This window comes from Streptomyces sp. CB02980 (genome assembly GCF_014451325.2).
In the GTDB taxonomy this organism is placed as follows: Bacteria; Actinomycetota; Actinomycetes; order Streptomycetales; family Streptomycetaceae; genus Streptomyces.
In genome coordinates this window covers 35,722-48,869 of record NZ_JACSCH020000020.1, presented here as the reverse complement: position 1 = coordinate 48,869, position 13,148 = coordinate 35,722, and the positions used below count along the sequence as shown (strand labels likewise).

The 13,148-nt window shown below is 71.9% G+C and carries 14 protein-coding genes; 11 read left to right on the top strand and 3 right to left on the bottom strand.

Features of this window, described 5'->3' with window-relative positions:
• Window positions 1–215: 215 nt before the first annotated feature.
• From E0F75_RS32435 to E0F75_RS32405, 8 genes are all read left to right on the top strand, one after another.
• Window positions 216–1,013 carry an amino acid ABC transporter ATP-binding protein gene (locus E0F75_RS32435; RefSeq protein WP_374115474.1) on the top strand — a complete coding sequence of 266 codons (798 nt, stop codon included), beginning with the start codon at window positions 216–218 and terminating at the stop codon, window positions 1,011–1,013.
• Window positions 1,014–1,067: 54 nt separating this feature from the next.
• Complete coding sequence (locus E0F75_RS32430; protein WP_229314537.1) at window positions 1,068–1,889, top strand: glutamate ABC transporter substrate-binding protein; 822 nt, start codon at window positions 1,068–1,070, stop codon at window positions 1,887–1,889.
• 120 nt (window positions 1,890–2,009) lie between these two features.
• Entirely contained in the window at window positions 2,010–2,684 is a 675-nt protein-coding gene (locus E0F75_RS32425) for an amino acid ABC transporter permease (RefSeq protein WP_229314536.1), read from the top strand.
• Window positions 2,681–3,583 (top strand): amino acid ABC transporter permease, encoded by a 903-nt coding sequence (locus tag E0F75_RS32420; RefSeq protein ID WP_229314535.1) that lies wholly within the window; start codon window positions 2,681–2,683, stop codon window positions 3,581–3,583. The genes E0F75_RS32425 and E0F75_RS32420 overlap by 4 nt, the downstream gene beginning before the upstream one ends.
• A gap of 192 nt (window positions 3,584–3,775) precedes the next feature.
• A complete protein-coding gene (locus tag E0F75_RS32415; RefSeq protein ID WP_229314534.1) occupies window positions 3,776–5,581 on the top strand; it encodes an FAD-dependent monooxygenase in 1,806 nt (601 codons plus the stop codon).
• 32 nt (window positions 5,582–5,613) lie between these two features.
• On the top strand, window positions 5,614–5,700 hold the full coding sequence (locus tag E0F75_RS40790) for a putative leader peptide (protein WP_311605579.1): 87 nt from the start codon (window positions 5,614–5,616) through the stop codon (window positions 5,698–5,700).
• A gap of 100 nt (window positions 5,701–5,800) precedes the next feature.
• Window positions 5,801–6,382, top strand: a complete 582-nt coding sequence (locus tag E0F75_RS32410) for a cysteine dioxygenase (RefSeq protein ID WP_229314533.1) — start codon at window positions 5,801–5,803, stop codon at window positions 6,380–6,382.
• Entirely contained in the window at window positions 6,379–6,795 is a 417-nt protein-coding gene (locus E0F75_RS32405; protein WP_229314532.1) for a rhodanese-like domain-containing protein, read from the top strand. The genes E0F75_RS32410 and E0F75_RS32405 overlap by 4 nt, the downstream gene beginning before the upstream one ends.
• A 43-nt stretch (window positions 6,796–6,838) precedes the next feature.
• On the opposite strand, the gene recX is transcribed toward E0F75_RS32405, so the two are convergent.
• Both recX and recA read right to left on the bottom strand, forming a co-directional pair.
• Complete coding sequence (gene recX, locus E0F75_RS32400; protein WP_030325669.1) at window positions 6,839–7,405, bottom strand: recombination regulator RecX; 567 nt, start codon at window positions 7,403–7,405, stop codon at window positions 6,839–6,841.
• A 4-nt stretch (window positions 7,406–7,409) separates the two neighbouring features.
• Complete coding sequence (recA, locus tag E0F75_RS32395; protein ID WP_229314531.1) at window positions 7,410–8,546, bottom strand: recombinase RecA; 1,137 nt, start codon at window positions 8,544–8,546, stop codon at window positions 7,410–7,412.
• A gap of 675 nt (window positions 8,547–9,221) precedes the next feature.
• On the opposite strand from recA, the gene E0F75_RS32390 reads away from it, so the two are divergent.
• The 3 genes from E0F75_RS32390 (at window position 9,222) to E0F75_RS32380 (ending at window position 11,567) form a co-directional block, all read left to right on the top strand.
• A complete protein-coding gene (locus E0F75_RS32390) occupies window positions 9,222–9,827 on the top strand; it encodes a GPP34 family phosphoprotein (protein ID WP_229314530.1) in 606 nt (201 codons plus the stop codon).
• Window positions 9,828–10,314: 487 nt separating this feature from the next.
• On the top strand, window positions 10,315–11,022 hold the full coding sequence (locus tag E0F75_RS32385; protein WP_229314529.1) for a metalloregulator ArsR/SmtB family transcription factor: 708 nt from the start codon (window positions 10,315–10,317) through the stop codon (window positions 11,020–11,022).
• 32 nt (window positions 11,023–11,054) lie between these two features.
• Window positions 11,055–11,567: a DUF3291 domain-containing protein gene (locus E0F75_RS32380; protein ID WP_229314528.1), complete on the top strand. Its 513-nt coding sequence runs from the start codon at window positions 11,055–11,057 to the stop codon at window positions 11,565–11,567.
• 8 nt (window positions 11,568–11,575) lie between these two features.
• Here E0F75_RS32380 and E0F75_RS32375 read toward each other — a convergent pair whose 3' ends face one another.
• A complete protein-coding gene (locus E0F75_RS32375; protein ID WP_229314527.1) occupies window positions 11,576–13,138 on the bottom strand; it encodes an IucA/IucC family siderophore biosynthesis protein in 1,563 nt (520 codons plus the stop codon).
• Window positions 13,139–13,148 lie beyond the last annotated feature (10 nt).

Here is a 13,148-nt window from a genome sequence, read left to right as displayed (position 1 = left end):
GGGCATGAACACCGAACATCGGTGCCACAGTCAAGTGTCCCGCTGTGACGGCGGCGTTTCCGTTATGCAGCCGGTACGGCCCGCGGTGTCCCGTTCACACACTGTGTCCGGTTGCGGCCGGATCGTTATCCTCAATTTCCGCTCAGATGTGATGACGGTCATCACATCGGGTCTCTAGTGTCCTCCCCAACCGAGGAGGACGGAGCTAGAGCCCGATGAGCGGAGAGTCTGTGTCCAAGCCCCTGCCCAAGGGTCCCGAGGACACCCCGCACGCCACGGACGACCTGGTCGTACTGTCCGGCGTGAACAAGCACTTCGGCGCACTGCATGTCCTCCAGGACATCGATCTGACGATCAGCCGCGGCGAAGTCGTGGTCGTCATCGGACCCTCCGGGTCCGGGAAGTCGACGCTGTGCCGCACGATCAACCGGCTGGAGAGCGTCGACTCCGGCACCATCACCATCGACGGCAAGCCGCTGCCGGCGGAGGGCAGGGAGCTCGCCCGCCTGCGTTCCGACGTCGGCATGGTCTTCCAGTCGTTCAACCTCTTCGCGCACAAGACGGTGCTCGAGAACGTGATGCTGGGCCAGATCAAGGTCCGGAAGACGGAGAAGAAGGCCGCCGAGGAGAAGGCCCGCACCCTGCTCGACAGGGTCGGGGTCGGCACCCAGGCGGACAAGTACCCGGCGCAGCTGTCCGGCGGCCAGCAGCAGCGCGTGGCGATCGCCCGCGCGCTGGCGATGGGCCCGAAGGTCATGCTGTTCGACGAGCCGACCTCCGCGCTCGACCCCGAGATGATCAACGAGGTCCTCGAGGTCATGCAGCAGCTGGCACGGGACGGCATGACGATGGTCGTCGTGACCCACGAGATGGGCTTCGCGCGCTCCGCCGCCAACCGGGTCGTCTTCATGGCGGACGGTCGCATCGTCGAGCAGGCGACGCCGGAGGAGTTCTTCAGCAACCCGCGCAGTGACCGGGCCAAGGACTTCCTCTCCAAGATCCTTCACCACTGAGCGAGTTCGGGCCTATTCTTCCCAACTCACTTCTAGACCAAGGGACATTCCTCGATGAAGCTTCGTCGCACCCCCGCCGCCGCCGCGGCCGCCATCGTCCTCGCGCTGACCGCCACCGCCTGTGGCGGCGGCTCCGACTCGGGCAGCAACGGTGACAAGATCACCGTCGGCATCAAGTTCGACCAGCCCGGCCTCGGCCTGAAGACCCCGGACGGCACGTACGCCGGCTTCGACGTGGACGTCGCCAAGTACGTCGCCAAGGAGCTCGGCTTCGCCGAGGACAAGATCAACTGGAAGCAGGCGCCGAGCGCCGAGCGCGAGAACCTGATCAAGAACGGTGACGTGAAGTTCGTCGTCGCCAGCTACTCGATCAACGAGAAGCGCCTCAAGGAGGTCGACTTCGCCGGCCCGTACTTCGTGACCCACCAGGACCTGCTGGTGCGCGCCGACGACTCCTCGATCACCAAGGTCGACGACCTCAACTCCAAGAAGCTCTGCTCGGTCACCGGCTCGACCTCCGCGCAGAACGTCAAGGAGAAGCTGGCCCCCAAGGCCGACCTCCAGCAGCTCGGCGGCTACTCCGAGTGCCTCACCGGCCTGGAGAACAAGGCCGTCGACGCGCTGACCACGGATGCCTCCATCCTCGCGGGCTACGCCTCGCAGAAGGAGCACCAGGGCAAGTTCAAGCTGGCCGGTCTCTCCATGAGCGACGAGAACTACGGCATCGGCATCAAGAAGGGCGACTCCGAGCTCAAGGGCAAGATCAACAAGGCCCTCGAGAAGATGGTCTCCGACGGCACCTGGGACAAGCTCGTCAAGCAGCACTTCGGCCCCTCGGGCTACAAGAACGACCCCGCGCCGAAGATCGCCGGCTGATCCACCCCGCTCGGTCCGTGACGGCCGCCCCGCTCAGGGCGGACGTCACGGACCCGCACCGGCCGCTGCCCCCGCACCGGCCTTCACACCGACCGACCACCAGGGGAGAGCGCGGGCATCGTGTTCGACTTTCTTGATTCCGGGCAGTACGACCTGCTCGGCGCCTTCTGGGTGACGGCGCAGCTCGCCCTCTACTCGGCGATCGGCTCACTGATCTGGGGCACCGCCCTGGTCGCGATGCGGGTCAGCCCGGTGCCCGTCATGCGGGCCTTCGGCACCGCGTACGTCAACATCGTCCGGAACACGCCATTGACCGTGGTCATCGTGGCCTGCTCCTTCGGCCTCAACCAGACCCTCGGCATCAAGCTCGGCGGCGGCACCTTCGAGGAGATCGGCTTCCGGCTCGCGATCCTCGGACTCACCGCGTACACCGGCACCTTCGTCTGCGAGGCGCTGCGCTCGGGCATCAACACCGTTCCGCCGGGCCAGGCCGAGGCGGCCCGCGCGCTGGGGCTGAGCTTCACCCAGGTCCTCACGCTGGTGGTGCTCCCGCAGGCCTTCCGCGCCGTGGTGGCCCCGCTCGCGAACGTCCTGATCGCCCTCACCAAGAACACCACGGTGGCCGCGGCGATCAGTGCCGCCGAGGCGGCGTTCCTGATGAAGGCGATGATCGAGAACGAGACCGACGCGCTCTTCGCCGTCTTCGCCATCTTCGCCTTCGGCTTCATCGTCCTCACCCTCCCCACCGGCCTGCTCCTCGGCTGGGTGGCCAAGCGACTGGCGGTGAAGCGATGAGTTCCGTCCTGTACGACACTCCCGGCCCGCACGCCAAGCGGCGGAACGTCCTCTACACGATCGGCTTCCTGGCCGTCCTCGCGCTGGTCGCGTGGTGGGTCCTGGGCGCTCTGGCCGACAAGCACCAGCTGGACGCCGACAAGTGGAAGCCGTTCGTCACGGACTCCCAGGTCTGGACGACGTACCTGCTCCCCGGCCTGACCGAGACCCTCAAGGCCGCCGGGCTCTCCATCCTGATCGCGCTGCCGCTCGGCGCCCTCCTCGGCATCGGCCGGCTCTCCGACCACCGTTGGGTGCGGGTGCCCGTCGGCACGGTCGTGGAGTTCTTCCGCGCCATCCCGGTCCTGCTCCTGATGATGTTCGCGAGCGCGATCTACCGCGAGTTCACCACCATCAGCTCCGACTTCCGCCCCCTGTACGCGGTCGTCACCGCCCTGGTGCTCTACAACGCCTCGGTGATCGCCGAGGTCGTCCGCGCCGGAGTGCTCTCGCTGCCCCGCGGCCAGGGCGACGCGGCCGAGGCGCTCGGCATGCGCAAGGGCCAGACCATGATGTACGTCCTGCTGCCGCAGGCCGTGACCGTCATGCTCCCCGCCCTGGTCAGCCAGCTCGTCGTCATCGTCAAGGACACCGCCATCGGCGGCGCGCTGCTCGGGTTCACGGAGCTGCTCAGCCAGAACCGGCAGATCACGGCCAACTACGGCGCCAACACGATCGCCACGTTCACGGTCATCGCGCTGATCTACATCGTCATCAACGCGATCCTCACCAGCCTCGCCGGACGCCTGGAGAAGCGTCTGCGGCGGGGCAGGAAGTCCGCCGCGGTGACCATCCCGGCCCAGGCCGGAACCACCGACGCCAAGGTAGATGTGAAGAGCGACGCCGTAAGCGGCGGCTGACCCCACAGGGGTCCCTGGGACAACAGGGGTGGGCCGGAGCGGTACTGACTTCAGGTCAGCCGCACCGCGCCCACCCCGTCGCTTGACGCAAGCACCCTCAGTGGGTTGCATACGGTCTGTGATCAAGCACCGGGCTCGTGCCACACTCAGATGTGCTGCCCCCATGACCGTCCGGCCTTCAGGAGCCGCGCCGTGGACCCGGTGATCATCGTGGGCGCGGGGCCGGTCGGCCTCGCGCTCTCCCTCGCGCTCGCCGCGCAGGGCGTGCCCAGCGTCGTCCTCGACGAGGGCTCCGGCAAGGACGAACCACGCCCCGCCCGCAGCGTCGTGCTGCGCGCCGACATGGCCGCCATGGTCGAGCGGCTCGGCTGCACCACCCTGCGTGACGAGGGTGTCCGCTGGGTCGGCTGGCGCGGCATGCGCCGCCGCCAGGTGGTCCGCCACCTCACCCTCGACCTGGGACTCGGCGGTACGGAGGAGTGGTCCGAGGACCCCGCCGCGCCCTCCGCCCCGGCCGCGCCGCTGCACATCCCGCAGCACGCCCTCGCACGCGGGCTGCGTGACGCCATCGCCCACCAGAAGCTGATCCGGCTCGTCACCGAGGCCCGGCTCGACACCATCGAGCAGGACCCCGACGGCGTCGTCGCCCACACCCGGGGCCCGGCGGGCACCTGGTGGCGCGGCAGCCACCTCGTCGGCTGCGACGGCGCCCGCTCGACCGTACGCAAACTGCTCGGCATCCGCTTCCCGGGCCGTACGGCCGTGGAGCGGCACGCGGTCGCCGCGCTCCGCACCGAACTCCCCTGGCCCGGCGAGGCACTGTTGCACCGTCAGCCGCCGTGGCGCGGCGCCGCCGACGAGATCACCGCCCGCCCGCTGCCCGACGGGGTGTGGCGGATCGACTGGCTGCTGCCGCCCCGGGGCGACCTCGTCACCCCCGACGCGCTGGTGGGCCGGATCCGCGAGACCCTGGCCGGCTGGTGCGACGGCGTGACGCCCCCGTACGAACTCATCGACACCGGCGTGCACACCCTCCACCACCGGCTCGCCCGGCGCTGGCGGGTCGACCGTGTCCTCCTCGCCGGGGACGCGGCACACCTGCTCGGCGCGGTCGGCACCCAGGGCCTCGACGAGGGGTTGAGGGACGTCGACAACCTCGCCTGGAAACTCGCCCACACCTGGCACCACGGAGCCTCCGAGCGGCTGCTCGACAGCTACCAGAGCGAGCGGCGCGCGGCGGTCGCCCACCGGCTGCGCGGCGCCGACCAGTCGCTGCCGGTGCTGCGGGGCGGCGGCGGCCTGCGGACGTACCTCCCGGGGGCCACGCGAGGCCACGACGCCCTCCTCACCGACGGCCATGTGGGGCGCGGCCCGCTCGGCGCGCCCCCGGCGTACCCCCACTCCCCCCTCGCGCCTCCGTACACCGAGGGCCGGACCCCGGTCGGCACCCCGGAGGGCGCCCCGGTCGAGGACGTCCGCGTGACCGCCCCGGACGGCACGACCGTACGGCTCCGGGACCGACTGGGTCAGGGCCGCCTCCTGGTCCTCCTGGTCGCCCCCGGCACCGGGGTCTGGGACCGGCGGCACTGGCGCGGCGCCGGGGTGATGCCCCGACTCGAAGAGGCGGTCGCCGCCCTCCCGGCGAAGGCCGAGGTCCTGGTGACGGAGGCCTACCCGGGCGCCCCCGCCCACGCCGTCCTGCTGGTACGGCCCGACGGGCATCTCGTCGCGGCCTTCGCCGGGGTGCACCCCGAGGAGCTGTACGCGGCGGCGGACGCGGCCCGCGGCGGCTCGCCGACCGACGATCCGGAGGACGAGCAGGAGGACGAGCAGGAGACCGGGACGGAGGACGGGACGGACCCCGGAGCCAAGGCCGCGGCGAAGGCGGGAGCGAAGGCCGGGACGAAGGCGGGGACGAAGGCGGGAGCGAAGGCCGCGGCGAAGGTGGGAGCCGCCGGAGCGTCCACGGGGAGTGACCGCACGGCGGACATGCATTGATTCCCATCGGCGCGCATGGTGTACTCCGGAGCGTGACCGACACCGATGTGCGCCTGTGGCGGAGGGTCCATATGGACCTCGTCCGCTATGCGGGCTGCGTGTGTCGCCCGTCCTGCTGACTCGCCCCTTCCCCGCGCGCCCCGCCACCGCCGTACGTCCAGGTACGTCCGTGTGCCGTGCTGCCGCCGCGCGCTCTCAGCGAACCCAGGACGGTCACCCGTGTCTCAACCCGCCCCCGCACGCTCCCTGAGCGTCTCCGCCGACGCCTCCGCCGACTCCCCCGCCGCTCCCGCCGCCCCGCCCCCCGGCGCCCCGACAGCGGCCGATCTGCTCGACTTCGTCCGGCGCACGGCGGCGGACCGGGAACTGGTCGACTCCCTGCCCCTCGACCCCGAGGGCCGTACCTGGGTACGGCTCGAAGGCCCCGGCGGCAGCGAGGCCTGGCTCATCGGCTGGCCGCCCGGCACGGGCACGGGCTGGCACGACCACGCCGAGTCGCTGGGCGCCTTCGCCACCGCGCGCGGCACCCTCACCGAGAACGCGCTGGCGGTCCGACTGCCGGCGAGCGGCTGGAAGACCCTGGAACTGGCCGACGGCCTCGACCGCTCCCGCCGGCTCGGGGAGGGCGGCGGCCGCGCCTTCGGCCGTCACCACGTGCACGAGGTGCTCAACGAGTCCCCCGACACCCACGCCGTCTCGGTGCACGCCTACTATCCGCCGCTCCCGCTGATCCGGCGCTTCAGCCGAACGGGCGCGGTACTCCGTCTCGAGCAGGTCGAACGCCCGGAGGACTGGCAGTGAGCGACAGCGACAACGACCGCGTCGGCATCGACGAGCTCCTGGAGCAGGTCAGGTCCGGCCTCGACCGGATCGAACCGCGGGCCGCCTACGAGGCGTACGAGACGGGTGAGGCGCTCCTGGTGGACACGCGCTACGCGGCCCTGCGCGAACGGGACGGCCTGATCCCGGGCGCGCTGGTGGTGGAACGCAACGAACTGGAATGGCGACTGGACCCGCAGGGCAGCCATCGCGCGCCGGAGGCGACGGGCCACGACCTGCTGGTGGTGGTCCTCTGCAACGAGGGCTACGCCTCCTCCCTCGCGGCCGAGTCCCTGCGCCGTCTGGGCCTGCACCGGGCAACCGACCTGATCGGCGGCTTCCAGGCCTGGAAGTCGGCGGGCCTCCCGGTCCTGCTGCCGACGACATCGGGCTGAGCCCCGGACGGGACGGGACGCTCCTTCTGATCTCCCCCGGGGATCAGAAGGACTCGTCGAGCCCGTCCGTGTCCTCGCCCTCGGCCTCCAGCGCCTGGCGGACCACGCGGAGGGCCATGCCCTCGGGATAGCCCTTGCGGGCGAGCATCCCGGCGAGCCGTCTCAGGCGCCGGTCGCGGTCGAGACCGCGGGTGGCGCGCAGTTTGCGGGCGACGAGCTCCCGCGCGGTGGCCTCCTCCTGGTCGGAGTCGAGCTGCTCCACCGCCTCCTGGATGAGGGCCGGCTCGACGCCCTTGGTCCGCAGCTCGCGGGCGAGGGCCCGGCGGGCGAGGCCCCGGCCGTGGTGGCGCGACTCCACCCAGGCCCCCGCGAAGGCGGCGTCGTCGATGAGCCCGACGTCCTCGAAGCGGGAGAGGACCTCCTCGGCCACCTCGTCGGGGATCTCCCGCTTGCGCAGTGCGTCGGCGAGCTGCTTGCGCGTGCGGGGGTTCCCGGTGAGCAGGCGCAGGCAGATCGCCCGCGCCCGCTCGGCCGGGTCCTGGGGTGACAGCTCCTTCTCGGCCCTCGACGAGTCGGGGCTGTCACCCGGCCATTCGGTGCGACCGGTCACTGGTTCAGCTCTTGACCGCGGTGGCCTTGGTCGCCTTCGCGGTCTTGCTCGCGGGTGCCGGGACGCTCTTGGCGGCGTCGTCCGTGCCGGCGGTGTCCGCGGCGGCGGCCGCGTCCGTCGCCGTCTCGGCCTTGGCGGCCTCGGGCCGGACGCCGACGCCCAGCTTCTCCTTGATCTTCCTCTCGATCTCGTCGGCGAGGTCGGGGTTGTCCTTCAGGAAGTTACGGGCGTTCTCCTTGCCCTGGCCGAGCTGGTCGCCCTCGTACGTGTACCAGGCACCGGCCTTGCGGACGAAGCCGTGCTCCACGCCCATGTCGATCAGACCGCCCTCGCGGCTGATGCCCTGGCCGTAGAGGATGTCGAACTCGGCCTGCTTGAAGGGGGGCGCGACCTTGTTCTTGACGACCTTGACGCGGGTGCGGTTGCCGACCGCGTCCGTGCCGTCCTTGAGGGTCTCGATACGGCGGATGTCGAGGCGCACCGAGGCGTAGAACTTCAGGGCGCGGCCACCGGTCGTGGTCTCCGGCGAGCCGAACATCACGCCGATCTTCTCGCGGAGCTGGTTGATGAAGATCGCGGTGGTCTTGGACTGGTTGAGCGCGCCGGTGATCTTCCGGAGCGCCTGGCTCATCAGACGGGCCTGGAGACCCACGTGCGAGTCACCCATCTCGCCCTCGATCTCCGCACGCGGGACGAGCGCGGCGACGGAGTCGATGACGATCAGGTCGAGGGCGCCGGAGCGGACCAGCATGTCGACGATCTCGAGGGCCTGCTCGCCGCTGTCCGGCTGGGACAGGATGAGGTTGTCGATGTCGACGCCGAGCTTCTTGGCGTACTCGGGGTCGAGGGCGTGCTCGGCGTCCACGAAGGCCACCTGGCCGCCGGCCTTCTGGGCGTTGGCCACCGCGTGCAGGGTCAGGGTCGTCTTGCCGGAGGACTCCGGACCGTAGACCTCCACGACACGGCCGCGCGGCAGGCCGCCGACGCCGAGGGCGATGTCGAGGGCGGTCGATCCGGTCGGGATCACCTCGATCGGCTCCTGGGTGCGGTCGCCCATGCGCATCACGGCACCCTTGCCGAATTGGCGTTCAATCTGTGCGAGCGCGGCGTCGAGCGCCTTCTCGCGGTCGGTTCCTGCCATGGGTTCCACCCGGTTTGCTTGAGTCGATCGCTTCATGTGAAAGACGCTAACCCCTGCCACTGACAATGGGCCCCGACGTCCCCTCCAGCCTGTGGACAACTCGGCGAGAAGCCCGAGATTCCAAGGGCCGGGCTTCCATGAGAATGGATGTTCGATTTCAGTGTCAAGCACACCCGCCGGGCGACACGCCGACGTGTCACGACGGCCCGCCGCCACCGAGTTCTACGCCGGAGGCGCGCTCGGGCCCGCGGGCGCGGGCGGACGGACGGGGGACGGGCGGACGGGCGGACGGGCAGACGGGCAGACGGGCAGACGGGCAGACGGGCAGACGGGCAGACGGGCAGCCTGCACCAGCGGCATCCCGGCCGTCAGCACCGTGGACCAACGCCAGTGGCTCGTCACCGCCGGCCACTGCTACGACGCCGAGGACATCGTCACCACGGCCGGCGGCACGTGGGCTGGATCGACGACGTGTCCGATGTCTTCGCCCGGTTCGCCCTCACCCTCGCCCCCTGACCGCCGGGCGGAACTCCCCTCCCCGCGACGGGGCTTCGGACGTGCGGGCGGGGGGCGATACTGATCGTGGCAGTCGCCTCGCGCCCGACCGGTCCTGGACAGGGCCGGCCGGGTGGGGGGCGGGAACGCATCGTTGTCGATGTTCCGAGGGGAGCCTTCATGACCACGGCGAAAGACCTGTTCATCATCGCCATGGACCCGAGGTCGGACCGTTCCGTGGGCCAGGGAGACCTGTCGCTCGCACTCGCGGGAGCCGAGCTGATCGATCTCCTCGGCGCCGGGGCCGTCACCGTGGACGACGACCGCATCGTGCCGGGCGAGCCGTCGGCGCCGGACGACCGGCTCCTCGGCGAGGCCGCGGCGGAACTCTCCCGCGAGGAGCCGTACGAGCTCGTCGAGGACTGGCTGTGGCGCCGGGGCCGCGACCTCTCGGCCGCGTACCGGACCGCGCTGGAGGGCGCCGGTGAGCTGACGCGGAAGCGGAGCGGCCTGCTGCCCTTCGGGCCGGAACGCGTGGAACCGGCCGACACACCCGCGAGCCGCCGGGCCGCCGACCGCTGGGAGGAGAACGAACCCGTCCTGGCCGCCCTCGCCTCGACCGTGGGCATCGACAGCGGTCGGTCCGACGACGAGTCCGGCCTCGACGACGAGGCGGTGACGACGGTGGTCGCCGTCGTCCACGACGCGGTGATGGAACTCGAAGCCGTACGTCAGAGGCGGACCATCGAGAACACCGCCTTCGCCAACATCTGGCGCGGACCGTGAGCCCGGTCCCGGCCCCAACCCCGGTTTCGGCCCCGGTTCCGCGCCCGGACCCGACTCCGGCCCCGGCCCCAGCCCCGATTCCGGTCCTCGGGCGCGGCCGACGGCAGGGGTGAGAGCCCGCCCCGCCGACCCCGCCGCGTACCTCTCGCCGAGCCGTGACCACCGCTCGTACGCGGAGAAGGGCCGGACGTTGCCGCCCGAACGGCCGACGTCGACAGGGTCCCTGTACGGCAGCAGGGCGTCGACGCCGCCCAGGCCGTCGCGGAAGGCGCGATCCTCCCCCCTCGTCGCCGGTGGCGTCCGGTCCGAAGGTGCGAAAGGCGTTGACGCCCCGGTCGCCCTCTGCGACCCGCAGCACGATCGGTTCGGTCGACGTGAAGGAGGCCACGGGCGCCGGCACCTGCTTCGGCGCGACGGCCACCCGGCCGGGGGGGGGCGCCTCCGTCGACCTTCTATCTCCAACCTGCGTTGTTCCTAGAATGGCCGGATGGAGGACACGCAGGACATCGACGCGATCGCCATGCTGCAGGACCCGGTGCGGCGCCGCCTGTACGAGTACGTGGCGGCACAGGGCCGTGAGGTCGGGCGCAACGAGGCCGCCGAGGCCACCGGGGTGACGCGCACGCTCGCCGCGCACCACCTGGACAAACTGGCCGACACAGGGCTCCTGGAGAGCGGGAGCCGCCGCCTGACGGGCCGCTCGGGGCCGGGAGCCGGGCGCCCCGCCAAGGTCTACACGCGGGCGCGGGCCGAGCGGTCGGTGTCCCTGCCGGCCCGCGACTACCGCACCGCCGCCGAGCTGCTCGCCGAGGCGGCCGAGCAGGCCGGGCTCGACGCCGGACTCTTCGCGGCCGCACGCCGCCGGGGCGAGGAGCTGCGCGGCTCGGCGGCGCCGTGCGGCGACCTGGAGGCGGCCATGAAGACGCTGGCGGCGCGAGGCTACGAACCACACCTGGAAGCCCCCGAGCGCTCCGAACATGCCGAGGATGCCGCAGACGCCGCCGGCACGACCCTCCGTATGCGCAACTGCCCCTTCCACGCCGTCGCCGAACGCTTCCCGCCCCTCGTCTGCGGCATGAACCTCGCGCTCCTGGAGGGCCTCCTGGGCGCGGACGGCGCCGTACGCGCCCGCATGGACGCCCGGCCGGGCGAGTGCTGCGTGGTGGTCGAGCCTTCTAAAAACAACGATCATTGACATAGAAAACCACGCCGTGCTGGGATGAGGCCATGACCGCATCCCCGCACACCGCCGCCCACCTCGCCCAACTCAACGTCGCCACGCTCCTCCACCCCCTCGACGACCCGCGCCTGGCGCCGTTCGTCGAGCTCCTCGACCCGGTCAACGCCGCCGCCGACGGCACACCCGGCTTCGTGTGGCGGCTGGTGGAGGACGGCGCGGCCGACGCCACCGCCCTGCGCCCGGCGGGCGAGGACGTCATCGTCAACCTGTCGGTCTGGGAGACCCAGGACGCCCTGTGGGACTTCGCCTACCGCAGTGGGCACCTGGAGGTGATGCGGCGGCGCCGCGAATGGTTCGCACGGCACGTCGAGTCGCACCTGGTGCTGTGGTGGGTCCCCGCCGGACACGTGCCGAGCGTCGCCGAGGCCCTGGAGCGGCTGGCGGACCTACGGACGAACGGCCCGTCCCCGCGCGCGTTCACCTTCGCCTCCTCCTACAGCGCCACCGAGGCCGCACAGCACGCCGAGGCGACGCCCGTCGAGGAGTCGCGTGTCGGCTGAGACAGCACCTACTCGGCGGTCCGAAGGCCGTCGCCGGTACGACGGTCACTGCCCCGCCCGTCCTCCGAGGGGTTCGGAAGCGCCGTCCACAGGTCCCCGCCCCCGCCGCCCGCCGTGGCCAGCCGCATCAGCGTGAGCGCCTTCGCCGGGAGCGGTTCCGTCCGCAGGGCCTGCAGGTCCGGTGTGGCGGCGAGGCCACGGGTTGCCGTCTCCAGGACCGTTCCGAGGGTCGGCGCGTCGCCTGCCAGCGGGCCGAGCGCGCCGGTGACCAGACTGCCGAGGACCTTGCGGCGGAGCACGGCCGGATCGTCGTTCAGGAGGCGGCCGCTGACGGGCGGGGCCGGGACGCCATGCCGGGCGAGGCGCGCGGGGCTGATGCGGATGTCGGCGAGGTCCCGGTAGACGAGGCGCCGGGTCCGGTCGTCGGCGTCGACGACGGCGAGCAGGTTCTGGCCGTGCGCCTCCAGGGCCACCCCGAGGTCGAGCAGCTCCAGACAGACACCGAGGGCGAGGCGCGCGAACTCGACGACGCGGTCGAGCCGTTCACCCGCCGGGCGGGCCGCGAGCAGCGCGGGCAGGGCAGCCACCGGAACGACGCGCTCCCCGGCCGCCGGGTCCGCGTGCACCTGCGGCGACTCGCGCAGGAGCGCCGCCAGATCGGCCGTTCCCGCCCCCGCGGCGGCGACCGTACGGGCGATGCGCAGCCGGTCGTCCAGCCGGCGGGCGAGCCCCTCGACGAACTCGGACGTCGCGAGGGAGTGGGTGACGGTGTACGCCGAGATGTCCCGCACGGTGGACGTGAGTTGTGTGGTCAGCGAGGTCTTGACGTGCCGGTCGCCGCCCAGGTCGAGCGTCCGCAGTGACAGCAGCGGGTGGGCGTCTGGGCCGGGCCGCAGCGTAAGGCCGGTCAGCACGTGCCGGGCCTGCCACGGGTGCACGGGGATCAGCACGGAGGAGCCGTCGCGCAGTTCGCGCGGCCACTCCCCCGACAACGACACCGCCGCACCCTCGACCGGGGCGAGGCGCAGGGACACCACGGGCCGGTGTTCGGGGGCGTACGCGAGCTGCTCGGCGGCGGAGAAACCGGGCCGGGAGCGGCAGCCCGGATGGTACGGATGCCCGTCGGTCTCGCCCTGCTCCCACTCCCACGGGTGGACGGGCGGGGCCGCTCGCCGAGGGGCCGTACGGGAAAGGGCCAGCGACGCGACACTGTGGTCGAGCTCGGCCGCCAGGCGCCCGCCCCGCGGAACGGCCAGGGCCGCCACCAGGTCAGCCGGATGGTCGTACCGGACGCCGGCAAGGTCGAGTCCTGACACCGACGCGGTCGTCGCCCAGGGATCCGAGTGCGGCCCGCGCAGGCGACGCCCGTCCGCCAGACACAGGGTGACGCCTTCGCGGTCGGACGTCCGCGCGGCGACCCACGGAAGCGGCTCGTGGACGAGCCCGCGCCACAGCCGGGTCAGCACGGCGGCTCTGGCGCCCGGAAGCTCCGCCGCGTACGCGGCCGTGAGCCCCGGGCGTACGACGTCCAGCTCGGCGGCCAGAGTCCGCTCCGCGGCGGTTCGGCACATACGGTTGTTC

Excerpts from the sequence above, each read along its gene's own strand:
- E0F75_RS32380 (WP_229314528.1), top strand. The coding sequence starts at position 11,055 with ATGACCGCATCCCCGCACACCGCCGCCCACCTCGCCCAACTCAACGTC.
- E0F75_RS32385 (WP_229314529.1), top strand. The coding sequence starts at position 10,315 with ATGGAGGACACGCAGGACATCGACGCGATCGCCATGCTGCAGGACCCG.
- E0F75_RS32430 (WP_229314537.1), top strand. The coding sequence starts at position 1,068 with ATGAAGCTTCGTCGCACCCCCGCCGCCGCCGCGGCCGCCATCGTCCTC.
- E0F75_RS32420 (WP_229314535.1), top strand. The coding sequence starts at position 2,681 with ATGAGTTCCGTCCTGTACGACACTCCCGGCCCGCACGCCAAGCGGCGG.
- E0F75_RS32390 (WP_229314530.1), top strand. The coding sequence starts at position 9,222 with ATGACCACGGCGAAAGACCTGTTCATCATCGCCATGGACCCGAGGTCG.
- recA (WP_229314531.1), bottom strand. The coding sequence starts at position 8,546 with ATGGCAGGAACCGACCGCGAGAAGGCGCTCGACGCCGCGCTCGCACAG.
- E0F75_RS32435 (WP_374115474.1), top strand. The coding sequence starts at position 216 with ATGAGCGGAGAGTCTGTGTCCAAGCCCCTGCCCAAGGGTCCCGAGGAC.
- E0F75_RS32375 (WP_229314527.1), bottom strand. The coding sequence starts at position 13,138 with ATGTGCCGAACCGCCGCGGAGCGGACTCTGGCCGCCGAGCTGGACGTC.